The 21,277-nt window shown below is 70.7% G+C and carries 20 protein-coding genes; 8 read left to right on the forward strand and 12 right to left on the reverse strand.

The window, feature by feature from the left end:
- Nucleotides 1-204: 204 nt before the first annotated feature.
- Nucleotides 205-1,443 carry a cytochrome P450 gene (locus ACFXMF_RS13500; RefSeq protein WP_379991927.1) on the forward strand — a complete coding sequence of 413 codons (1,239 nt, stop codon included), beginning with the start codon at nucleotides 205-207 and terminating at the stop codon, nucleotides 1,441-1,443.
- A gap of 30 nt (nucleotides 1,444-1,473) precedes the next feature.
- Here the strand turns inward: ACFXMF_RS13500 and ACFXMF_RS13505 are convergent, their stop codons facing one another.
- Nucleotides 1,474-2,424, reverse strand: a complete 951-nt coding sequence (locus tag ACFXMF_RS13505; protein WP_360310047.1) for a zinc-binding dehydrogenase — start codon at nucleotides 2,422-2,424, stop codon at nucleotides 1,474-1,476.
- A 165-nt stretch (nucleotides 2,425-2,589) separates the two neighbouring features.
- Between ACFXMF_RS13505 and ACFXMF_RS13510 the strand changes: the two genes are divergently transcribed.
- Complete coding sequence (locus tag ACFXMF_RS13510) at nucleotides 2,590-3,273, forward strand: TetR/AcrR family transcriptional regulator (protein ID WP_379991926.1); 684 nt, start codon at nucleotides 2,590-2,592, stop codon at nucleotides 3,271-3,273.
- A 358-nt stretch (nucleotides 3,274-3,631) separates the two neighbouring features.
- Entirely contained in the window at nucleotides 3,632-4,078 is a 447-nt protein-coding gene (locus tag ACFXMF_RS13515; RefSeq protein ID WP_360310043.1) for a hypothetical protein, read from the forward strand.
- 262 nt (nucleotides 4,079-4,340) lie between these two features.
- Here ACFXMF_RS13515 and ACFXMF_RS13520 read toward each other — a convergent pair whose 3' ends face one another.
- Nucleotides 4,341-5,885 carry an ABC transporter substrate-binding protein gene (locus ACFXMF_RS13520; RefSeq protein ID WP_360310041.1) on the reverse strand — a complete coding sequence of 515 codons (1,545 nt, stop codon included), beginning with the start codon at nucleotides 5,883-5,885 and terminating at the stop codon, nucleotides 4,341-4,343.
- A gap of 1,198 nt (nucleotides 5,886-7,083) precedes the next feature.
- Nucleotides 7,084-7,392 carry a DUF4333 domain-containing protein gene (locus tag ACFXMF_RS13525; protein WP_379991925.1) on the reverse strand — a complete coding sequence of 103 codons (309 nt, stop codon included), beginning with the start codon at nucleotides 7,390-7,392 and terminating at the stop codon, nucleotides 7,084-7,086.
- A 328-nt stretch (nucleotides 7,393-7,720) separates the two neighbouring features.
- Here ACFXMF_RS13525 and ACFXMF_RS13530 point away from each other — a divergent pair, with 328 nt between their 5' ends.
- Nucleotides 7,721-8,134 (forward strand): VOC family protein, encoded by a 414-nt coding sequence (locus ACFXMF_RS13530; protein ID WP_360310037.1) that lies wholly within the window; start codon nucleotides 7,721-7,723, stop codon nucleotides 8,132-8,134.
- A gap of 402 nt (nucleotides 8,135-8,536) precedes the next feature.
- Here ACFXMF_RS13530 and ACFXMF_RS13535 read toward each other — a convergent pair whose 3' ends face one another.
- Nucleotides 8,537-9,148: an FMN-dependent NADH-azoreductase gene (locus ACFXMF_RS13535; protein WP_379992511.1), complete on the reverse strand. Its 612-nt coding sequence runs from the start codon at nucleotides 9,146-9,148 to the stop codon at nucleotides 8,537-8,539.
- Between the two features lie 142 nt (nucleotides 9,149-9,290).
- On the opposite strand from ACFXMF_RS13535, the gene ACFXMF_RS13540 reads away from it, so the two are divergent.
- Nucleotides 9,291-9,692, forward strand: coding sequence for a helix-turn-helix domain-containing protein (locus tag ACFXMF_RS13540; protein WP_360310033.1), 402 nt, complete (start codon nucleotides 9,291-9,293; stop codon nucleotides 9,690-9,692).
- Nucleotides 9,693-10,110: 418 nt separating this feature from the next.
- Nucleotides 10,111-10,923: a class I SAM-dependent methyltransferase gene (locus tag ACFXMF_RS13545; protein WP_360310031.1), complete on the forward strand. Its 813-nt coding sequence runs from the start codon at nucleotides 10,111-10,113 to the stop codon at nucleotides 10,921-10,923.
- Between the two features lie 211 nt (nucleotides 10,924-11,134).
- Here the strand turns inward: ACFXMF_RS13545 and ACFXMF_RS13550 are convergent, their stop codons facing one another.
- Together ACFXMF_RS13550 and ACFXMF_RS13555 are read right to left on the reverse strand one after the other, a co-directional pair.
- A complete protein-coding gene (locus ACFXMF_RS13550; RefSeq protein ID WP_360310029.1) occupies nucleotides 11,135-11,401 on the reverse strand; it encodes a metal-sensitive transcriptional regulator in 267 nt (88 codons plus the stop codon).
- 73 nt (nucleotides 11,402-11,474) lie between these two features.
- Complete coding sequence (locus ACFXMF_RS13555; protein ID WP_379992512.1) at nucleotides 11,475-13,634, reverse strand: MMPL family transporter; 2,160 nt, start codon at nucleotides 13,632-13,634, stop codon at nucleotides 11,475-11,477.
- A gap of 119 nt (nucleotides 13,635-13,753) precedes the next feature.
- Here ACFXMF_RS13555 and ACFXMF_RS13560 point away from each other — a divergent pair, with 119 nt between their 5' ends.
- Entirely contained in the window at nucleotides 13,754-14,149 is a 396-nt protein-coding gene (locus ACFXMF_RS13560; RefSeq protein WP_360310025.1) for a DUF302 domain-containing protein, read from the forward strand.
- A gap of 255 nt (nucleotides 14,150-14,404) precedes the next feature.
- Here ACFXMF_RS13560 and ACFXMF_RS13565 read toward each other — a convergent pair whose 3' ends face one another.
- The 3 genes from ACFXMF_RS13565 to ACFXMF_RS13575 all read right to left on the reverse strand — a co-directional run bounded on the left by ACFXMF_RS13565 (nucleotide 14,405) and on the right by ACFXMF_RS13575 (nucleotide 15,748).
- Nucleotides 14,405-14,599, reverse strand: coding sequence for a biotin/lipoyl-containing protein (locus ACFXMF_RS13565; protein WP_379989764.1), 195 nt, complete (start codon nucleotides 14,597-14,599; stop codon nucleotides 14,405-14,407).
- On the reverse strand, nucleotides 14,599-15,288 hold the full coding sequence (locus tag ACFXMF_RS13570) for a HEAT repeat domain-containing protein (RefSeq protein WP_379989763.1): 690 nt from the start codon (nucleotides 15,286-15,288) through the stop codon (nucleotides 14,599-14,601). The genes ACFXMF_RS13565 and ACFXMF_RS13570 overlap by 1 nt, the downstream gene beginning before the upstream one ends.
- A gap of 79 nt (nucleotides 15,289-15,367) precedes the next feature.
- Nucleotides 15,368-15,748, reverse strand: a complete 381-nt coding sequence (locus tag ACFXMF_RS13575) for a DUF2185 domain-containing protein (protein ID WP_379989762.1) — start codon at nucleotides 15,746-15,748, stop codon at nucleotides 15,368-15,370.
- 2,052 nt (nucleotides 15,749-17,800) lie between these two features.
- Here ACFXMF_RS13575 and ACFXMF_RS13580 point away from each other — a divergent pair.
- Nucleotides 17,801-18,208 carry a hypothetical protein gene (locus ACFXMF_RS13580; protein ID WP_360310019.1) on the forward strand — a complete coding sequence of 136 codons (408 nt, stop codon included), beginning with the start codon at nucleotides 17,801-17,803 and terminating at the stop codon, nucleotides 18,206-18,208.
- Nucleotides 18,209-18,445: 237 nt separating this feature from the next.
- On the opposite strand, the gene ACFXMF_RS13585 is transcribed toward ACFXMF_RS13580, so the two are convergent.
- The 3 genes from ACFXMF_RS13585 to ACFXMF_RS13595 form a co-directional block, all read right to left on the reverse strand.
- A complete protein-coding gene (locus tag ACFXMF_RS13585) occupies nucleotides 18,446-19,114 on the reverse strand; it encodes a response regulator (RefSeq protein ID WP_379989761.1) in 669 nt (222 codons plus the stop codon).
- On the reverse strand, nucleotides 19,111-20,298 hold the full coding sequence (locus ACFXMF_RS13590) for a sensor histidine kinase (RefSeq protein ID WP_379989760.1): 1,188 nt from the start codon (nucleotides 20,296-20,298) through the stop codon (nucleotides 19,111-19,113). The genes ACFXMF_RS13585 and ACFXMF_RS13590 overlap by 4 nt, the downstream gene beginning before the upstream one ends.
- 96 nt (nucleotides 20,299-20,394) lie before the next feature.
- Nucleotides 20,395-21,277, reverse strand: an 883-nt coding sequence (locus ACFXMF_RS13595; RefSeq protein ID WP_380020634.1) for an MMPL family transporter, incomplete at its 5' end; no start/stop codon positions are given.

Genomic DNA, 21,277 nt, shown 5'->3' on the forward strand with positions numbered 1-21,277 from the left:
CGATCACCCTGGTGAAGGGCGGACGGGAGGAGCCCCCTGCGGATGCGGATGCGGGCGCCGACGGGGACGGGCCTCGGGCAAAGCCTGGCGTCATCGAACTCTTGTTCACCCGCGCGTTCATGTGGTGGCCCTTGTATCGACGCGGCGACTCGACCATTCTCGACAGGAAATGAGAACGTGTTCTGGAAATTTACGGGGGTAGGGATGGAACTCGACGACGCCACACTGCACTTCCCGTTCGCCGGCGGACCCGGCGGCACCCAGCCCGAGCAGTACCGCGAACTGCGCGCCGGCTGCCCCGTCGCACCGGTGATCCTGCCGTCCGGGGACCGAGCGTGGCTGGCCAGTCGATACCAGGACATCCTGACCGTCCTCGACGACCCGCGCTTCAGCCGTGACCTGTCCCGCGCCGGCGCCCCGCGACTGGCCACCGGCTTCGACGCGTCGCTCGTCAAGGACATGATCGTCGGCATGGACCCGCCGGAGCACACCCGGATCCGGCGGATCGTGCAGGGCGCCTTCACACCGCGCCGGATCCGTACGTGGGAGCCGCGGGTTCGGGCGGTCGCCGAGCGGCTCCTCGACGACTTCGTTGCCGACCCGGGGCGGACCGGCGACCTGTACGAGGGATTCGCGCTCCCGCTGCCCATCCGGATCGTCTCCGAACTGCTCGGCATTCCGGACGACGACGCGGCCGACTTCCGGCGCTGGACCGAAATGGGGTTGTCGCTCACCCGCTGGACGCGCGACGAGATGCTCGCGGCGCAACGCGAGTACGTCGACTACGTGGGCACGTTGATCGCGGCACGGCGAAGCGCCGGCGGGGCCGACGGCACGGGCGACGACGGGGATGCGGGCGACCTCCTGGACGCCCTGGTCAGCGCCCGCGACCAGGACGACCGGCTGAGCGAGCACGAACTCGTACAACTCGTCCGGGCTTTGATCTCCGCCGGCCACGAGACCACCGCCACCGTGTTCACCCGCGGCCTCTACATGCTGCTCACCCACCCCGAACAACTCGCCCTGCTGCGTGCCGAGCCCGAGCGCCTGGACGCCGCCGTCGAGGAGATCCTGCGGTACGTGCCGCCCGGCTCCGGGGGCACCCCGCGCATCGCCACCACCGAGATCGAGCTCGGCGGCGTCCGGGTCAAGCCGCACGAGGGGGTCATCGCGCCGTTCGGCGCCGCCAACCACGACCCGGCCCGGTTCGTCGACCCGGACACCTTCGACATCACCCGCGTCGACCCGCCCAGCCACATCGCGTTCGGCCACGGGCCGCACCACTGCCTGGGCGTGCACCTTGCCCGGCTCGAACTGCGGGTCGCGTTCGAGGCCGTGCTACGCCGTCTGCCGGACCTCGACCTGGCCGTTCCGGTCGAGGAGTTGGTGTGGTCGGAGGGCCTGCGGGTGCTCAAGCTGCAGGCCCTCCCGGTGCGCTGGTGACCCGACACGAACACTGATCGTTCCGCCGAATCAGACGGTCAGAACGATCTTGCCGAAGACGGCGCGGGACTCCAGCAGAGTGTGCGCGGCCGCGGCTTCGTCCAGCGGGAAGGTGCCGTGCAGCACCGGCTCCAGTCGGCCTTCGCGCACGTCGGCGAAGACGAGTGCGAAGGTCTCGGCGGCGGTCTTCGACGGCGCACTGGAGAGACTGAGGGCCGAAATGGTCCAGGACTGCTGGAAGTTCGCGAACAGCGCCATGCCGAAGTCGGGAGTGGGGGCACCCGCGACGACACCACTGATCACGTACCTGCCGTTCGGGCGCAGCAGGGGAATGAAGTCGGCCACGTCGGAACCGGCGACGATGTCGATGACGGCGTCATAGCGGCCGTCCGGGCCCGGGTCGACCGCGTCCACGCCCACGACTTCCGCGGCCCCCAGGTCGTACAGCCGCTGCGCAACGGACCGGTCGGGAACGGAGGCGATCACCGTCGCACCCCGAGCGGCCGCGAGTTGGGTGGTGAGCACGCCGATCCCGCCACCGGCGCCGCGGACGAGCACCCGCTCGCCCGCCTTGACGTCGGCCCTTTCCACGCTTGCCGCGGCGACCAGGGAATTCACCCCGAGCGCTACCGCGTCATGGAACGAGACGTCCTCCGGCAGTTCCACGAGAGACTCGACGGGCACCATGGCGCGGTCGCTGTAGCCGCCGCCGTGTCCGGTCGTCGCGAAGACCCGGCGTCCCACCCACCCGGCGTCGTCCCCCGAACCGACCTCGACGACCGTGCCGGCCACCTCCAGCCCGGGTACGGCGCCGGTGCCGACATCGGGCTTGGCACCCTGCCGTAGCAGAACATCGAAGAAGCCGACCCCGGCCGCTGCCACCGCCAATACGGCATGGCCCGGCTCGGCGGTCGGGTCCGGTCGGTCGACCGGCTTGAGGTTCTCCGGGCCACCGAATTCGGTGATCTCCACTGCACGCATGATGTCTCCTCGTCGCGTCTTGTCGCGCATGAAAGAAGGGGAAGTGGCTGCCGGACAACGAGGCTCGGACGTCCTCGGTGACCTCGGTGACCTCGATGTCGCGGCACCGGATCACGCTAACCCGCTAAACGGACGACCTCTTCCATTTGTGGTTAAGTGAGAGACATGCCTGTTCAGCCGTCTCGAAACCAGTCCTCGCCCGCCGCCGAGACCGCCGTCCGGGAGCAGCGAGCCGACGCCCGGCACAACCGCGCCCGGCTCCTCCGGGCCGCCCGCGAGGCATACGCCCTCAACGGCACCGACGTACCCTCCAGCACCATCGCCCGCCGGGCCGGCGTCGGCGCCGCCACCCTCTACCGGCACTTCCCGACCCGGGGCTCGCTGATCGCCGCGGCGTTCTCCGAGCAGCTCACCGAGTGCTCCGGGGCCTTGGACGAGGCCCTGCGGGACGACGATCCCTGGCGCGGTTTCTGCTCCGCCCTCGCCAAGGTGTGCAGGATGCAGGCCGAGGACCGCGGGTTCAGCGCGGCGTTCCTCGGCGAGTCCCCCGACGATCCCGACCTTCGTCGCGAGCGCGCCCGCACCGAGGCGGGACTCGCCAGGCTGGTGCAACGCGCGAAGAACACAGGGCAGTTGCGCAAGGACTTCGATCCCAGCGACGTCACCCTCCTGCTCCTGGCGAACAGCGGCGTCGTGCAACAGTCCCCGGAGGTGTCCCTGGCCGCCTCGCGCCGCCTGCTCGCCTACTTCCTCCGGTCCTGCCGGGCCACGGACGGCGCGCCGCCCCTGCCCCCGCCCGCACCGCTCCGCCTCGACGACCTCTACGGGCCGTCACACCGAACCGACTGACCGGCAACCTCCGCCCGGGGCGCCCCGATCGCTCGATGCCGAACTGCCGCTTCGTGGGAGCGACTTCGCGCCGCAAGGCGGTAGTGGCGGCGAAGGCCACCCGGCGAGTGCCTCTCCATTCGAGACGACCGGGCGCGAGAAGGGACCGACGACGGGCCGTCGCGCTCGACCGCAAGATGGTCCACCTGCGGATCGCGAACCGCAACGGCCTTGTCTCGTCCCCGACTTGTCACATCCGAGGTGCGTACCCGGTCTAGAAGTCGACGATCCGGATATGCCCGGGCGATCGCAGTCGGCCGACCACCGTCTGTCGGAAGTACACCGGTGGGCGGTCTCGAACCCAAGGAGTAGGCACCTCATGCGCGTCATCAAGAACCCACTCTTCAGCGCCACCGCATGTCTCGCACTGACGGTTGGCATCATCGGCGCCGTCACCGGCACCGCGGCCGCCTCCGGTGGCAACGCGGGGACAATGGCCACCCCAACCAAAATCACCGTCTGCAGGGACGCGGGCCAGCAGAACTGTGTGACCCTCGTCCCGACCACCGTGTCCGACGCTCTCAAAGGGGTCGGCCCCGGCTATCAGGACACCATCTCGTCCATCGTGAATCCCACCCCCACGCCGATCTGCTTCTTCGAACACAACAACTACCAGGGCCGCGGCATCCTGATACCCGGCTACAGCGGTATCCCCAACCTCGCGGCAACGCCGATCGGTGGCTCGTCCATGAACGACGTCATCTCCTCCTGGAAGCCTTCCGGCCCGCCCGGAGGCCCCGGCTACCCTGGTGCCCCCTGCGCCTGACCCGAGCCGGAATCAGCGTCGGCGAACGTCGTGCTTGTGCGGTTGCCGCGATGACAAGCAGTGGCCAAGGGTGATCTCATTCGGGCCGGTGGGACTGCTTCGGGCCGCGGTACGGGAGCGTCGCGAGCCGCGGGGGTCGTCCGGTCGGACGACCCCCGTTTCCGCACCCTCATCCGCCCGGGCGCCCGCGGGCGAGCACACGTCGGCGGCCCCGGGTGGTGCGGGCGGGTGAGGTGCGCGCGGGTCGGCCGCCGAACGGGCGTCAGCGCGCGTCGGTGCGGTGCAGGGATGTGGGCAGGAAACCGCCGCCGTCGACCTCGAACGTGTAGCCCCGGGTGAAGTAGGGGACGTTGCTGTCCACGAAGGTGATCACATCGATCCGCTTCATCAACTCCTCCTCCGCCGCGGTCCATTCGGCGCAGCCGGCGGTGTCCGGCTTGGCCATCGCGAGCGCGGTCAGGCGCTCGTACTCCGGGTTCTGCACGGAACCGAAGTTGAGGCCCTCGGGCGGCTTGGTCCCGGAGTAGAACGGGAGCATCTGGTCGGGTGTGCTCAGTGACAGTGGCGCCCACGCCACGTCCCACTCACCGGTCATCAGTGTGGACACCTTCGTCGCCGGTGTGGTCGGCTGGAGGGTCACCTTCACGCCGAACGACTTCCACTGCTTGACCGCCAGTTCGGCCGCCGCGACGACCTGGGTGCCGGACAGGCCCGGGTAGGGCACGGCGATGGACAGTTGCCGCCCGTTCTTGGTCCAGTACCCACCGGACTTCTTCCACCCGGCGGTGCTCAGCATCTCGGCGGCGCGGTCCACGTCGTGCGTCGGCAGGTTGGCGGTGACGGAGTCGGTCGGACAGGGCGGGGACATCGCGGTGCCCAGTCGGGTCGGCCGCACACCCTTGCCGCCGGTGGCGACCGCGCCGAGTTGCCGGAGGTCGATCGCCGTGACCAGCGCCCGACGCACCTGCGGATCGGCGGTGACCCGGTTCGGATCCTCGTTGAACAACAACTGGCCGAGCGGGTCCTGCATGGCCGTGGACTCGATCCCGGCCGCGGCCAGCCGGGATCGATCGGGGCCGACCACCGTCGTGACGTCCAACTGGCCGCCCAGGAGCAAATTGGTCCGGGTGGACTCGTTGCCGATCACCTTGAAGACCACTCGGTTCGGGGTGCGGGCGTTGTCCACGCCGTCGGGGCCCCAGGTGTAGCCCTGTCGCTTGGTGAAGGTGAAGTGGTCGCCCGGTACCGCCTCGGTCAGCCGGTAGGGTCCGGTGCCGTCCGAGGCCTGGTCCAGCCTGCCCTGCGCACGCATGCCGGAGGGACACACCAGTTGCAGCGTCGCGGCGTTGCGCAGCAGGAAGGGAGTGGGCTCCGGCGTCTTGAACGTCAAGGTACCGGCGGCGTCGTCGGCGGAGACGGTGAGGCCGGTGGGCACGATCATGCCGAGCATGGGCGACGCGTTGGCCGGCTCGGCGATGTAGGCGTACTGCGCCGCGATCGCGGAGGCGGTCAACGGCGTACCGTCGTCGCACGTCACGCCGCGCTTGAGGGTGAAGCTCGCGGTGGTCGCATCGGACGTCCACTTCTCGGCGACGCCGGAGACGATGCGCCCGTCGGGCTGGATGTTGAGCAGCCCGTCGTAGGAGAAGCGGTTCAGCATGAACGCGCTCGCGTTCAGCGCGGTGAGCGGATTCAGGCCACCGGGATCGGCGACGACCCCGACGGTCAGCGTATCGCCGTCGCCGCCGGCGCCCCCATCGCTCCCACCGCATCCGGCGGCGAGCAGACCCAGGACGAGGGTCCCCACGACCCCACGCGAGACGCGTCTCATCGCGCGCCTCCCGGGAAACACCCGACGAACGCGAAGCACTCGGCGACCGGGAAACGCCCGGAAACCGGGAAATACCCGGCCACGGCGTGCCCGGTGCCGCGCAGCGCACCCGACCCGGCGCCCGGTGCCCATCGGCGGCCTGTCGGCGGCGTACCCGGCAATTCGGATCGTCTCGTCACGGGAAACCTCCTCGGAACGCGGCGGCATGCGCCGCTGCGGACGATCACGGTAGGCAGTGGCCGGAAACCGAGGGATCGTCGCCGCGCACGAAGAACGATCTCCGATCCTGTGCGAATCGCCGACGCCGAGCCCGGCCGCCTCCGGGATTCTCGAGTGCGACGCCACGGATTCGACTCAAGGAGCGCACCGTGGCAGCGTCTGTACCTGCGTTGTACCGCCTCCCGCAAAAAGCAGTGCCCCCGGGGCTGTTCCCCCGGCAGCGAAACTCGCGCGGAGGGCGGGGCGCGTGGGAGCGCAACCATCTCCTGTTCGGCCGGCCGGATCCGATCTTCCACGACGCCCCGAGCCGTGATCGAGCCGGGCGACGGATGCATCGCCCCCACACGGGCGTTGCCTGCCGAGTGGCGACGCGGCACCGAGGACGTGTGGGTGGTGCTGCGGCCCGAGGACGTGGAACCGCCCCGACAGGGTGGGAAGTTGCACGTCCCGGCCACGCTCGACGCCGCGCCTCGGACGTTGGAGGTCGTATGGGAGCCCTGCGTCGCGCACGGCCTGCCGCTGAAGCATCCGCGGGATCGACACCTCCGGTCGACGCTCCGTTCCAAGTACGCGCCCGGGTCGTCGACCGGCAAGGTCGTGGCCCTGCGCCCGAGCGACGAGACCGATGTCGATGTCGATGTCGATGTCGATGGCCGCATCGGCGGTGGGCGCTCGACCCGACTACGAGTATTGCCCCGGCAGTTCCGAGAACACCGTGCACCCGGCCACCATCATGCTTCCGCTCCACCGAGCCGCAGCCGGACCGCGTCCCCGAACGGGATCCGTCATCGAGGAAATCGCGGCTACCTTCATCGCCCGCATCGCCGAAGCCGAACGAGAAGGCCGGCTCGGTGGGGTCGAAGGACTCAAGCTCGGCCTTGCCGGCGCCGAGGCCCCTCGGGGTGGGGGTGGCGGGCAAAGGGGCGGCGGTCGGCGGGGAGGCGGTACCCCGCGATCAGAACCGTGTCGGGTTGCCCACGTCGATGTCGCCCTGGTCGGTCGAGATCGTGACCGGCACCGTCCCCATGCGCCCGTCCCAGAAGTGACAGGTGAACTTGCTGCCCACCTTGACCACGATGGAAGCGGGGCAACTCACTCTCGTCACCGGCGTGTCCCGGTAACCCTGGAGCTGATCGGCGAGTCGCCGCTCCACCGATCCGGGGTCCATGAGGCGCGGTGGCGGGGCAGGGCTGAAGTCGGTCTCCACCACCTTGATCGCCACGGCAACCGCACAAGCAGCGATCACGACCGAGGATGCCGCCATGGCGGAGCGTGCAAAGTTCCGATGATCAGACACGCGGACAGTCCTATCGGTCGCGTGCCGAGATGACAAGGCTCGATTCCGCTGCTGGACACCCCGTCGGCAGGTCAGCGCCGGACGACGGCGGGAGTCCGGACCGGGAGACCATCGCCAGGGCGAGGCGGACAGCCGACGGCGCGGACGCGTGCGTGACGGGTCCCAAGACCGATCAGCATTCGAGAAGCCCCACCCGCCACCCAGCCCCTAGCGTGATGGTCATGGCAACCACCGCACATCGGAGCCCCGGCCCGGATGTCCGGCAGGTATACATCTACGGTGCAAGGGGCAAGACATGAAGGCGCACGTCAGCTCGATCCTCCTCGGTGTCCGTGACATGGACCGGGCCAAGCAGTTCTACACCGAGGGACTCGGCTGGAAGATCGCGAACGACTACGGCATCTCGGTGTTCTTCGAGTCGGACGGCGCTTCGCCGGTCGGCTTCTACGCTCGCGAGGGTCTGGCCGGCCAGGTGGGCACGGACCCGGAAGGCAGCGGCTTCAGCGGGCTGGTTTTGACCTACGTCGTCCGCAGTGAGGCACGGGTCGACGAGATCATGGCGGAGGCCGGGAAGGCCGGCGCCACGATCCTCAACCCCGCCGGCGCCCTGCCGTGGGGCGGCTACGGCGGCACCTTCGCCGACCCGGACGGCTACGTCTGGAGTCTGGGCTACAGCGCCCAGGGAACCGACCAGCCCTACGCGGAGTAGCCGCGATCCCTCGCCTCACCGGCTCCCGGGACGGCGCGGCACGCGCTGCGCCGTCCCGGACACCGCGATGCTCCCGGTGTGGGGCATCGGAGCTGCCGTCGGAGCCGGGCAGGCCGGATCCGCACCGAGCCGGCAGCACAACAGGAAACCCGACGTGGTCGCGGGCCCAAGGGTAGGCGGACCCGGGCAGGGCCGAGCCGGTGCAGCCGATGAGGCGGACGCCGGATCGGTCGCGGGCGGCCGGATCGACGCCGCGTTCGGCCATGCCGAGCCTTGAGGCGTTCGAGCTGGACGCCGCCGCAATCGTGGACGATGCCGTCGGCAGGGCGGTGCCGAAGCCGGCGCTTCCCCGCATACGACGGCCAACTGTCCGGGCCCACCCGCTTCGTGCAGGCCCGGCGGTCAGGCCAGGAGCGCGGCGTGTCGCCGCGCGGACTCGGCGGCGCGCTCCAGCGACTGCCGCGCGGATTCCTCGGCCAGCGGCACCATGTCGGCCATGGCGGGTTTGCGGGGCGCCATCGTCAGTTCGCGCGTGATGGTTTCGACCTCCAGGCCCAGCCCGCCTTCCAGCACCTTTTCCAGGTAGTTGGTGTCGAAATCGAAGCCGGCCCGCGGGGTGCCGGGGCGGTAGGAGCCACCGCGCGAGGCCGCGACCACGACGCGCTTGCCGGACGGGGCCACGCCCTCGCCGAAGGTCCGCCCCGCCAGGATGATCTGGTCCAGCCAGGCCTTCAGGGTCGAGGGGATCGTGAAGTTGTACATCGGAGCGCCGATGAGGACGACGTCGGCCCTCTCGAATTCGGCGATGAGTTCCTCGCGCAGCGCGGGAACGGACTCGGCGGTGACGGTGGCGGCGTCCAGGTGCGGCACGGGGGCGGCGGCCAGGTCGCGGTATATGACGCTGCCCTGCGGGTGTGCCTCTTCCCAGACCCTGCGGAACGCGGCGGTGAGTTGGCGGGAGCCGGAGCCCTCCAGCGGGAACAGGGACGAGTCGATGTGCAGCAGAACGGCCATGGCAGGCACTCCTCGGGATGGGCGCGCGGATGCGGTGAAACCGGCGCGTCGAGGCACCGGGCATCAGCTTCGCAAGCTGCTTACATTAATATAGTAGCTTACTTTTCCGCAGCCAAAGCACGGTGGGCGCTAACATGGCCGCATGACAAAGGGGCAGCACGGGGACGCGGGGCAGTGCGCACGAGCGGGCAGCACGGTGGAAGGCGTCTTCGCCCTGCTGGGCAAGCGCTGGAACGGCGTCATCCTTGCCAGCCTGATGAACGGCCCGGGCCGCTTCGCCGAACTGGGCCGCGCCGTCAGCGGAATCAGCGAGCGCATGCTCTCCGACCGCCTCGCCGAACTCGGCGACGCCGGCCTGGTGAGCCGCGAGGTGGACTCCGGCCCGCCGCTGCGCGTCACCTACCGCCTCACCCCTGCGGGGGAGGCCCTGCGGCCGGCCCTGGAGGAGCTGGGCAACTGGGCCGAGCAGTTCCTCGGCGCACCCGAGCACGGCGATTGCCCGAGCATGCAACAGCCGAAAGTGGCGAATCCCCGAAACGCGTGACGCCCCGAACAGCGCCCGCCGGTCGAAGCCGGATCGGCAACGCCGTTCCCGTCCATGACGACTCCTATCGCGGTGCGACCGGTGACTCCCGGCCCCACCGCCACCTTCCGACGCGCCTGAAAAAGCCGATCGCTCCGCGAGCCGTCACCTCCCGGCCGCCACACCCTGCTCGACCGGGCATCGCCGGTACAGCTTCTCCAAGTCTCGTTCCCGACACGTCACTTCGCCGACCGGCGCACCATTGCTTCGCCTCGAATCAGGCGCGGCCCGCCCCCGGCCACGCCGACATCACCACGATGCCCGGCAGCCGCATCGCCCGCCGACAGGCCGATCCCGCAGGCACATGGCCATGGGCGATGCCGGGCGGGTGCCGGCGTGTCCGGGTCCGGGTCGGGCCCGGTCGGGGGATCGTGTGGGCATGACGGAGCAACGGTTCGACTCGTGGGCCACCGGCGATGCCTACGAGCTGTACATGGGTCGGTGGAGCCGCCTGGTTGCGGATGAGTTCGTGGCGTGGCTGGGTTGCGGGAGCGGCCTGCGGTGGCTGGATGTGGGCTGCGGTACGGGAGCGTTGACGGCGACGGTGGCCGCCCGGTGCCGGCCCCGGATGGTGATGGGGTTGGAACGGTCTACAGGGTTCGTGGTCTCGGCCCGGGAGGCCGCTCCCGCGCGGGCTTCCTTCGTGGTGGCCGACGCGCAGTCGCTGCCGTTGGGCGACGCGGTGTTCGACGCGGTCGTCAGCGGGCTGGTGCTGAACTTTCTGCCCTCGCCGGATGCCGCGGTGGCGGAGGCGGCCCGGGTGGTGCGGCCCGGTGGGCTGGTCGCCGCGTACGTGTGGGACTACGCCGAAGGCATGGCGTTCCTGCGCCGGTTCTGGGACGCCGCGATCGTGGTGGACCCGGCGGCTGCCGCGCTGGACGAGGGCCGCCGGTTCCCGGTGTGCCGACCGGATCCCCTGCACGCGCTGTGGACGAAGGCGGGGCTCGTCGACGTGGTTGTCGTCCCGATCGAGGTCTCCACCGTCTTCGCCGACTTCGCGGATCTGTGGGAGCCGTTCCTGGCCGGGCAGGGCCCCGCTCCCGGCTACGTCGCCGCCCTCGCTCCACGCGGCCGGGACCGGTTGCGCGACACGCTTCGCGCGACCGTGCCCACGCGGCCCGACGGGTCGATCCCGCTCACCGCCCGCGCGTGGGCGATCCGGGGCCGAAGGCCGGCCCTCGCCGTCACCTGACGGAGCCGACGCGTCCCGGAGCGAACTCCGACTCGGGTGTGCTCCTGCCGCCCCGGCCGCGGGGTCGCGGGTGTGGGAGGCGACCCCGCTCGGGGCGCGCCGGCGGCCTTCACCGTGCAACGTGGGTACCTCGTGAAGGCCGCCCGCTCATCCGTCCGGCGAGCGCGTGGGTGTCGACATCCGCTGCGCTGTGCGCTCCCACGCGCCCGGTTCACGCGAGGGACAGGAAGAGTTTCTCCAACTCGGCCTCGCTCAGCGGCGGCGCGTCACCATTGCTCTCGGTCAGGCATTGGCGCATGCCACTTGCGATGATCTTGAACCCGGCGCGGTCCAATGCCTTGGAAACCGCGGCCAGTTGGGTGACCACGTCCTTGCAGTCGCGCCCCGCCTCGACCATCGCGATGACCGCGTTGAGTTGTCCTTGGGCCCGGCGCAGCCGGTTCAGGACGGCGCGGCTCGCCTCTTCGTCCACCGTCATCGGGACTCCTTCCCCAACCGATTCACCCGTACATCGTACCCCGGGGGGTATCTTGACCCGGCAGTGCGGGACGTCAGTCGTGCGAGAAGCGCACGTCCGGCAGGACCTTGCGCAGCCACACCGGGCTCCACCACGCCGCCCGACCGGAGAGCCGGAGCAGCACCGGCAGGAGGACCAGCCGTACCAGCGCGGCGTCCAGCAGTACGGCCGCGCCCAGCACGATGCCCATCTCCTTGGGCGGCAGCGGTCCGGACAGCGCGAAGGTGAAGAACACGGCGACCATGACGGCCGCTGCGGCGAAGACGACGCGGCCCGAGTGGGCGAGGGCGCCGACCATGGCGCGTCGAGGGTCGCCGGTCTTCTCGACCTGTTCCTTGGCCGAGGCCAAGAGGAACACCGTGTAGTCCATGGCGATCGCGAAGATCATGGAGAAGAAGAAGACCGGTGCCCAGCCGTCGAGGAACCCCTGTGGATCGAATCCGAGCAGTCCGGCGCCGTGGCCGTCCTGGAAGATCAGTCGCGCGACGCCGAAGGCCGCGGCGGTGGACAGCAGGCTGGTGACGGTGCCGAGCAGCGCCGCGAGGGGCGCTTGGAGGGCGACGACGAGCAGTAGGAAGCCGAGGCCCATCACGATGGCGATCACCAGGGGTGTCTTGGCATCCAGTGCGGCTTGCAGGTCGAGGTTTTCGACCGCCGCGCCGCCGACGAGTGCGTCGTCCGCCAACCCGCTACGCAAGCGGTCGACGGTGGCCGCGAGTTCGGGGTCGGAGGGGTCGACCCCGGGAAGGGCCTGGATCAGGCTCAGATTCGACCCGTCCGACGCGGGGGTCGGCGGCAGTACGGCGGCGATCCCCGGGTCGGTCGCCGCATCCGCCGCGACGGTCGCGGCCTGGTCGGTCGGCGTGAGGATCTGCACCATGCCGGGTGCGCCGGGGCCGAAGGCGCGTTGCACGGCGACGTAGCCCTGACGTGCGGACGAGTCCGGTGGAACGACGGAGATCGAGGGCATCGCGGTGCGCAGCCCGATCACCGGTGCGGCGAGTGCGAGCAGGACCACCAGTGCGGGTACGCCATAGCGCAGCGGGTGCCGCCACAGTCGCTCGCCCCAGGCCGTGAAGCGCGGTGATCCGGCGCTGTCGGCCCGCCGGGTCCACGGCAGCGCGACCGCGTTGACCCTGTCGCCGAGCCGTCCGAGGATCGCGGGCAGCAGCGTGAGCGTGGCGGCCAGGACGAAGGCGACCGCGAGCATGATCCCGAGCGCCATCGAGCGGAACGCCGGCGCCGGTACCAGCATCACGGCGGAGAGGCTCACCAGGACGGTCGCGCCGGAGAGGGCCACGGCCTTGCCGGCGGTGTCCATGGTCTCGCCGACGGCCCGCCGGGCGTCGCCGTGTCCGGCCAGGGCGGCGCGGAAGCGTACGACCAGGAACAGTGCGTAGTCGATGCCGAGCGCGAGGGCGAACATCATCGCGAAGTTCATCGCCCAGATCGACACCGGTGTCAGGTGGTTGAGCAGCACCAGCGCCCCGGCGGACGCCGCGAGTCCCGCCATCGTCAGGAGCAGCGGCAGGCCGGCCGCGACAAGCGAGCCGAACGCCAGGACCAGGATCGCGAGGGTCACCGGCCACGACAACATCTCGGACTTCATCATGGCGTCGTGGTTGGCGGTGTTGAAGTCGCTCCACATCACCGAGGATCCGGTGGCGTCGACCGTGACGCCGTCGGTGGACAGGGCGGCCAGCGGCCCTTTGAGGTCGTCGGCGGCCCGCACCATGTCGTTGCTGTCGGCGCCGGCGCCGGCCAGGAGGACCGCGGTACGACCGTCCGGGCTGATTCCGGTGCCGGGCTGCGGGGGTATCACGTCACCGATGCGCGGGTCCGAGCGCAGCAGTGCGGTGGCCCGTTCGATCACGGTTCGCACCGCGGGATCGTCGACCGGCCGGTCCGCGCCGACGACGACTTGGAGCGCGGTGGAGGCATTCCCGCCGAAGTGCCGTTGGGCCAGGTCGCGCACCTGTACGGACTCGCTGCCGTTGGCCTGCCAGCCGGCTCCCGCGAGGGCCGACGTGACCTGCGGTGCGAAGGCGCCCAGCCCGACGACCACGGCGAACCACATGAGGGCGACCAGGCGGAGGCGACTCGCGGACCACACCCCCAGACGTCCGAACGGGCCGAGGGCGGCCGGCGAGCCGACTGCGGCGGGTGCGGTCCCGGTGTCCGGGCTGATCGTCATGAATCCTCCTCGAAAAATACCCCCAGGGGTAATATTGCTCCCGAGGGTACCCGATACCCCCACCCGTATGTGAAACGCCGGAGGAAGTCCGGCGGAAACAGGCAACGAGAGGATCGGCAATGACCTACGACCGCACCGTCCGCGTGGACTCCGACTTCACCACCACCGTGGCGGCCGTCCGCGAGGCACTCGCCGCGCAGGGCTTCGGCGTGCTCACCGAGATCGACGTGACCGCGACGCTGAAGGCGAAGCTCGACCACGACATGGAGGACTATCTGATCCTCGGCGCCTGCAACCCGCCGCTGGCGCACCGCGCACTCGCCGCCGACCGGGCCATCGGCCTACTGCTGCCGTGCAATGTGGTCGTCCGTCGCGAAGGCGACCACACCCTCGTGCAGGCCCTCGACCCGCACACGATGGTCGCCTTCACCGGCCTGGAGGCCCTGCGCCCGGTGGCCCAGGAGGCAACCGCACTCCTGGACGCGGCACTCGCGTCCCTGGTGAAGGACAACTGACCCGACGGCACAACCCGGGCGGGGCGGCCGCCCCGCCCGGTCCGCCGGCCGCGCGCGCAGCCTCGCACCGATGCTTCGACTTGCCGGCGCTCGTCTCGCCACCCGTGTCACGGTCCGGCCGCCGAGCCTGCGTGTCCCCCCGGTTCGGCCTGCACCGGGCGGGGCCGGGAAAGCACGAAACGCTGGTCGGCCCCGTCCTGGTGGCCGCGCGATCGGCGGATCGTTTCGGACTGCTCTCGGCGATGGCCGGGGGCACTAGCCGATGCGCCGCCGGGTCTGGAGAACGACGGCCACGACCTCGTCGGACACTTCGTCGCCGACCGAGATCCGAACGTCCGTGACCGTGCCGGGCCCGGGAGCCGTGAGCTCGGTCGAGACGTAGTCGTTCTCCAGGACCGCGAGCACCTCACCGTCGCGGACCGTCCGCCCGCGCTCCACCAAGCCCTCCATCACGCGCCACGGTTCGCCGAACGGTGCCGCGCCCCCGGTGGTGAGCTCGCGCGGCCCATGTCGAGCCAGACCGGCGGTGCCAGTGGTCCGCCGATACGTCGCTCGATGCGGTCCAGCGCCGCCGAGGCGCGTCTCGCCGTGTGCGCATCGTCGGCGCTCAGTCTGCGCAGCAAGGGTTCGATTGCGCGGGCGTCCCCCAGTCGCCCGAGCACGTCGAATGCTTCGGACCGCGTCAGTTCGCTCGCGTCGTCCAGGCAGTCGACAACGGCCTCCGTGTGATCGGCGGTGCCGTGTACGGCCAGACCGCACAGGGCCGACCAGCGGGCCCCGCTGTCGGAATGCAGCCCGCGTTCGAGAATCGGCACCGCGCGGGGATCGTCGACACTCTTGAGCATCCGCATGACCGCCGATTCGAGGGTGCGGTCGTGCGCCACCGCATCGAACAGGGCCTCGGGAAACGCGCGGACCAGGAGCCGCTCCAACCGGTCGAGGTGCTCGAACTCCTCCCGGCCGCAGCGCTCCCCCCTTGCCCCCGGGGCGTCCCGGCCCGGGTCGACCCGAACCGCCAGTGCGCCGATCAGACGGTGCAGACTCACCGGTCCAGCGGCCACCAGCCTCGCGCCGGCCCTGTTGTCGCCACCCAGGAACGACACGATGAGGTCGTCGATCCCGTCGGGTACCACGTCCATCGGAGATCAACCGCGCTTTCGTCGGCAAGGGGTCGAGGCAGGCAAGGCACGGCGCAGGGTGAACGTGTCCCGTGTTCGATCAGCCCTCGTCGCCCGCCCGGTGCTGCGGAGGCACGTAGAGCGCGCTCCGGGGGACCTCGCGGCCCGACTCGACGTCGACGATCAACACTCCCCCGCCCTCACGCACGAACTGGAGTTCCGACCCGACCGGGAAGTCGTAGATGCCGATGAGGGCCGGTTCGATGGCGCAGAGCTCGTTGAAATCGACGGGCGCCCAGTTCTTCGCGTTCGACAGGTACTCGCCCGTGTCCGAGTCGCCCAGGATGCGCCACCCGTTGTCGGCCGGCTGCCGGGACGGCTTGCGGTGTACCCAGCGGATCCGGCTCTCGCCCGCGAGAACGCTCCTCGTTGCCAGGCTCGCTCCGGCGCCCGGGATGAACTCGGGGTATGAAAGAGACACGCGTTCCTCCTGGGGTGATCGGCGAGTCTCCCATACCCGTCCCGACTGCGTACGGGCAGGCCCGAGTTCCGGCCTTCGCCGCACTCGGCGCGGCCGGCGCGCGTGCCGCCACCGGCGGGCCCGGCCTGGCCCTGTGGGCCCGACAGCGGGCCCATTGCACGGTGTTCGGTACCCACCCGGGGTGTCGGACACGCATACGATTCGCGGCCCAGGCGCACGCGGGCGGTGGTGGGAAGTGCGCGCCCCCGGGGCGGGCGGTGCGCGGTCGCCGTCGTGCCGGCGGCGTGCGGCCGAATCCGGTGGCCGTGCGGCAATGTCCTTGCGTACGGGTGAAGTTCATTCGATGCTGTTGCGGGCAGACGGGCGGGTATCGTCGGCTGCCGGGTGGAGCGAACCGGTGCTGCCGTTGCGAACGGGCCCGGCAGCAAAGCGAGTACGGGTGGCGGCTTCGGCCGACCCACACCGAGAGGACCACAGGATGGGAGGGGTTCCGTCCCCATGGTGAGATGGCCCGGCCGCCGCCCCGACCCGGAGAGTGATCCCGGCACCGGAGGACGCGACACCGCAGACGCCACGCGGGAGACGGCGGTAGCCGCCGAGCAGGCCGACGATGCCACCGCCCGCGACGGCGCCCCGGCGGTGTCCGACCACACCCGAGCCGACCCCGCCCCCGCAGGCTCGATACATGTGAGCCACACCGGGGACGCCCGTGCCGACAACAACAGCGTGGCCAACACCGGGTACATCCGGAAAATCGTCCTGACGCAACAGGCCGCCGCCCCGCGCCCCCACTGGACGTCGCGGCCGACTCGCCGGCCAAGGCCGTGCATCGTGAGTGGGAGAAGGAAGCCAAGCTGCGGCGGCTCCTGGAACCCGCGCCTCTTCCGACGCGATGGCAGGTGTCCGAACGCAAAGTGGCAGGCCGGATCGACGGGGCGATCGCCGACAAGGGCCGTGCCCGTTTCACCCCGTTGCCCGGGTTGAAGGCGGTCACCCTCGACGATCTGCGCCAAGGGGGCACCCTGCCCGAATTGCACGCGGTGTACGGCGGCTTGGCCTCGGGCCGTCTGCTCCTCGTGGGCTCGCCGGCGGTGGGCAAGACGTCCGCCGCCCTGCTGCTCCTGCGGGAGGCGCTCAGGCACCGCGAGGCGGCGGACCCGTATCCCCGTGCCGGTGATGCTCACGCCGTTCGGTTGGGACCCCGCAAAGGAGCTTCCGACCGACTGGGTGGCGGGCCGACTCGCCCGCGAGTACACCCTGTTCCGGGGCAGAGGCGGAGTCGCCCGGGCGCGAGATCTGCCGGCGGAGGGACGGATCGCGCTGTTCCTGGACGGGCTCGACGAGGTCGGCGGGAAGTTGCGCGCCGCCATGCTGAGCGCGCTGGAGGAAGCAAGTTTCCGCCCAGTGGACGTCACCCCGGCGCACCCCGCACGGCTCGGCCTCCCGGACGCGGGAGAGGTACGCGGAGACGGCGAGGCAACGCGGCGATTTCGTCCGCCGGTTCCCGGGTCGGGGTACGGATGGCGAGGTCGACACCGGCGCTCGGCTCGGGAGCCGAGAGTTGGCAGAAGGAGTCGAATACGCCTCCTTGCGGAGGGTCCAGGTCCTGGAGGAGTCCCGCCCGTGGAGCCAGGCTCCCCCGACGCGTTGTCGCCATTCCCGAAGTCCCGCCCGCGACCACGTGATCTCGGCCGGGTGCGTGTGCGGATATCGGGTAGCGCACACCGAGGGCGACTTCGAGCAGGGCGTTGAGCGCGAGAGCGACCCGGCGTAGATCCGCCTCGGTGAAATGAAAGCGCACCACGCTGCGCCATCCTCGATGGCCGGAACCCTGTGGCTGCCGGTGAAGGGCATGGCGGTCGAAACCGATGGATGTCAGGCTCGTTCTCGACTCACCTCGTACGGGGGACGTTGGGGAAGCGGATCCCCGCCTGGGGATCGCGACCCGCCGATGGGAACCCACCCTTCGTACGAGAGAGCCGTCGCGCCGCGGCGAGACGGCCGGCGAGCCTTGATCGCCCATCGAAGACCCGACGACCCACAGGAGAAACGTTGTTCATCAAGGGCAAGAAGCGGCATGTCGCGGCGCTGACCGCGACCCTCGCACTGACACTGGGCTTTGCCGGCACCGCGACCGAAGCGGGCGCTGCCACCTCGGCACTGGGCGACGCGTGCCGGACCGTGGTGACCTCCAATTCCGCCGGCAAGGTGTACGTCTGCTGGAACTGGTACCCGAACTCCAGCGGCAACTACAACGGGCGCTTCCACGGAACGTTCTACGATCTCAACCCGAAGGACGGCCGGTGGGTCATCCTTCAGGCCCGCTGGAAGGGCCAGGGTTGGACGCCCGTCGCGACCGCCGCGAACGGCGGCAACTTCGATCGCGACTACACCAACCTGAGGGATCTGAACTTCCGGGCCTGCCTCACGGGAGGCTATTGCGGATCCCCCGCCGTGTAGCAACGGTTGCCAAGGAGCCGGCCACGGTGCCACCCGGAGCCGCGGCCGGCTCGACTGCTCGCCTCACCCTCGACACGGGTACGGGCCACCGGCCCCCGGCGGGGCTTCGGGCCTTGCCGGACGGGCGCCGCGCCGGGTTGTGCCGCTTCCGGGTGGGCAACACGAACACTGCGCCCGCCCGGACCGGCCAAGGCGCGTGCCGGCGCGTGTGCCCCGCGCGTGGCCGGTCTGCGGGGGTTACATCCCGGCTGTGACCAGGCCGGTTTGGTAGGCGATGACGACGAGTTGTGCTCGGTCGCGGGCGCCGAGTTTGGTCATGGCCCGGTTGACGTGGGTCTTGGCGGTGAGGGGGGTGACGTGCAGACGTGCGGCGATGTCGTTGTTGGACAGGCCGAGGGCCGTGAGGGTCGTGACCTCGCGTTCGCGGGGGGTGAGCAGTTCCAGGCGGCGCGCGGTGCGCGGGTCGGCGGCGGCCGGTTGGGCGACGACCCGTGCGATGAGTTGGCGGGTGGCGGTGGGCGAGAGCAGTGCGTCGCCGGCGGCTACGGTGCGGATGGCGTCCAGTAGTTCGGGCGGGTCGATGCCCTTGCCGAGGAAGCCGCTTGCTCCGGCGCGCAGCGCGTCGACGACGTGCTCGTCCACCTCGAACGTGGTCAGGATCAGGATCTTGACGCCCGCGAGGTCCTCGTCGGCGCCGATGAGCCGGGTGGCCTCGATGCCGTCCAGGACGGGCATCCGGATGTCCATCAGGACGACGTCGGCGCACGCGGTGCGGGCACGCTCGACGGCTTCCGCGCCGGTGGAGGCTTCGGCGACGACCTCCATGTCGGGCTGGCTGTCGATGAGGAGCCTGAAGGTGCCGCGCAGCAGCGCCTGATCGTCGGCAAGGAGGATCCGGATGGTCATCGGGCGTCTCCCGGGTCTTGGGGCAAGGGCAGTTCCGCGACGACCCGGAAGCCCCCGCCCCGGCCGGGGCCGGCGGTGAGGGTGCCCCCGAACGCGGCGGCGCGTTCCCGCATGCCGATCAGGCCGTGGCCGTCCGTGGCGGCCATGTCGGCGGCGCGAACTCCGTTGCCGGTGTCGGTGATCTCCACCCGCAGCGCCGTGTCTCCGTAGTCGAGGTGGACCCGGGCGGTTGCACCCGGGCCGGCGTGTTTGGCGGTGTTGGTCAGCGCCTCCTGGGTGATCCGGTAGGCAGCCAGTTCGATCGAGGGGTACGCCGGCCGGAGGGCGCCGGTGATCGTGACCTGTACCGGCAGGCCGGTGTGGACGAACGACGCGGCCAGGTCGTCCAGGTCGGCGAGTGTGGGGGCCGGCGTGCGCGGTTCCGATACGTCGTCGTCCTGACGCAACAAGCCGACCGTGGCGCGTAGTTCGTCGAGAGCTGCCCGACTGTTGTCCTTCAGTTGGCCCAGCGCCTGGTATGCGGCCTCGGCATCGGTGCGCACCAGGTGCTGGGCGACGCCCGCCTGGGCGTTGACGAGGGTGATGTGGTGGGCCACCACATCGTGCAGGTCCCGCGCGATGCGCACGCGCTCGGCGGTGACCCGGCGGGCGGCTTCGTCGTCACGCGTGCGTTCGGCCTGTTCGGCTCGCTTGCTCAGTGCCGCGAGATGCGCGCGCCGCGAGCGGGTGAGGTCCCCGAGCGCGACCGACAGCACCAGCAGGTCGAACGAGGCGAGCGTCCCTGCCGCGAAGACCTCGTCGGAGCGGCTTGCGGCGAGGGCGACGGTCAGCGCGACGGTAACCACCAGGCCGATGACCCACGCCTGTCGACGGGGCAGACGCGACGCGAGAGTGTAGAGGGCGATCAGGCTCGCCCCCGGTACCAGCGGTTGGCCCGGCGCCGACGCGAGGTGGACGACCTCCACCGAGGCGACGGCGACGGTCACGAGGACGGGCGCGCGGCTACGCCACACCAGCGGCGCGCAGGCGGCCGCCGTCCACAGCACCGGGGCGGCCCGCGGGCCGTGCCAGCCGGAGGGCCCCGCCATCGAGGCGAACACCGAGACCACGAGGAGCAGCGCACCAGGGAACGCGTCCTTGGCCCGACGATGTGCCGCGAGGTAGTCGCGGACGGTGGTGATCATGCGCACTCCTGCACGGTACGCAGGCCCCGGCCGGCACGGGATGTCATCCGTGCCGACCAGGGCCGAAAGGGCGGCAAGTCGTCGGTGGACGGGGTGTCAGCGGCCGGCGTGCGCCGTCGGGGCCTCCCTGGTCGCGGGTGTCGGCGCGTCCTGGTGCGCGCCTTCCACGGAGATCCGCGGCATCACCTTGTCGAGCCACGACGGCAGCCACCAGTTGGCTCGACCGAGCAGATGCATCAGCGCGGGTACCAACATCATCCGCACCACGATCGCGTCCAGGGCGATGGCCGCGGCCAGGCCGACGCCGAAGGTGGCGATGACGCGCATGCCGCCACCGGCGAAGGCCGCGAACACGCTGAACATGATGGCCGCCGCGACCACGATCACCTGCCCCGTCTCCGCCTGACCGACGCGGACCGCGCGGTGATTGTCCCGGGTGCGCGTCCATTCCTCGTGCATGCGACTGACCAGAAAGACCTGGTAGTCCATGGACAGGCCGAACATCACACCGATGACGAGGATGGGGACGAAGGATTCGATCGGCCCCGCGGAGCCGACCCCGAGCAGTTCGCTGCCGAAGCCGTGTTGGAACACCAGTACGATCGCCCCGAGTGCGGCTCCCAGGGTCAGCAGGTTGGTGAGCGCGCCGATCAGCGGCACCAGCACACTGCGGAACGCCAGCATCAGCAGCAGGAATCCCAGCACGACGATGATCGCGACGAACAGTGGCAGCTTGGCGATCAGGGCGTCGGCGAAGTCGTTGCTGCTCGCGGTGCTCCCACCGATGTGCACGCGCAGCGCGTTCCCGTGCTCGGCGGCGGGGACCACGTCCTTGCGCAGACGCTCGATCAGATCGCCGGTCGCCTGCGACTGCGGGGAGGTGTCCGGAACCACCGTGATCACGGAGAACGCCTGCCCGGGTGTCGCGGGCGGCACCTTGACGGCCGCGACACCGTCTACGGTGTCGAGACGGTCGACC

Source organism: Embleya sp. NPDC059213, assembly GCF_042754445.1.
Lineage (GTDB): Bacteria > Actinomycetota > Actinomycetes > Streptomycetales > Streptomycetaceae > Embleya.

Excerpts from the sequence above, each read along its gene's own strand:
- ACFXMF_RS13500 (WP_379991927.1), top strand. The coding sequence starts at position 205 with ATGGAACTCGACGACGCCACACTGCACTTCCCGTTCGCCGGCGGACCC.
- ACFXMF_RS13505 (WP_360310047.1), bottom strand. The coding sequence starts at position 2,424 with ATGCGTGCAGTGGAGATCACCGAATTCGGTGGCCCGGAGAACCTCAAG.
- ACFXMF_RS13510 (WP_379991926.1), top strand. The coding sequence starts at position 2,590 with ATGCCTGTTCAGCCGTCTCGAAACCAGTCCTCGCCCGCCGCCGAGACC.
- ACFXMF_RS13515 (WP_360310043.1), top strand. The coding sequence starts at position 3,632 with ATGCGCGTCATCAAGAACCCACTCTTCAGCGCCACCGCATGTCTCGCA.
- ACFXMF_RS13525 (WP_379991925.1), bottom strand. The coding sequence starts at position 7,392 with ATGGCGGCATCCTCGGTCGTGATCGCTGCTTGTGCGGTTGCCGTGGCG.
- ACFXMF_RS13530 (WP_360310037.1), top strand. The coding sequence starts at position 7,721 with ATGAAGGCGCACGTCAGCTCGATCCTCCTCGGTGTCCGTGACATGGAC.
- ACFXMF_RS13535 (WP_379992511.1), bottom strand. The coding sequence starts at position 9,148 with ATGGCCGTTCTGCTGCACATCGACTCGTCCCTGTTCCCGCTGGAGGGC.
- ACFXMF_RS13540 (WP_360310033.1), top strand. The coding sequence starts at position 9,291 with ATGACAAAGGGGCAGCACGGGGACGCGGGGCAGTGCGCACGAGCGGGC.
- ACFXMF_RS13545 (WP_360310031.1), top strand. The coding sequence starts at position 10,111 with ATGACGGAGCAACGGTTCGACTCGTGGGCCACCGGCGATGCCTACGAG.
- ACFXMF_RS13550 (WP_360310029.1), bottom strand. The coding sequence starts at position 11,401 with ATGACGGTGGACGAAGAGGCGAGCCGCGCCGTCCTGAACCGGCTGCGC.
- ACFXMF_RS13555 (WP_379992512.1), bottom strand. The coding sequence starts at position 13,634 with ATGACGATCAGCCCGGACACCGGGACCGCACCCGCCGCAGTCGGCTCG.
- ACFXMF_RS13560 (WP_360310025.1), top strand. The coding sequence starts at position 13,754 with ATGACCTACGACCGCACCGTCCGCGTGGACTCCGACTTCACCACCACC.
- ACFXMF_RS13565 (WP_379989764.1), bottom strand. The coding sequence starts at position 14,599 with ATGGAGGGCTTGGTGGAGCGCGGGCGGACGGTCCGCGACGGTGAGGTG.
- ACFXMF_RS13570 (WP_379989763.1), bottom strand. The coding sequence starts at position 15,288 with ATGGACGTGGTACCCGACGGGATCGACGACCTCATCGTGTCGTTCCTG.
- ACFXMF_RS13585 (WP_379989761.1), bottom strand. The coding sequence starts at position 19,114 with ATGACCATCCGGATCCTCCTTGCCGACGATCAGGCGCTGCTGCGCGGC.
- ACFXMF_RS13590 (WP_379989760.1), bottom strand. The coding sequence starts at position 20,298 with ATGATCACCACCGTCCGCGACTACCTCGCGGCACATCGTCGGGCCAAG.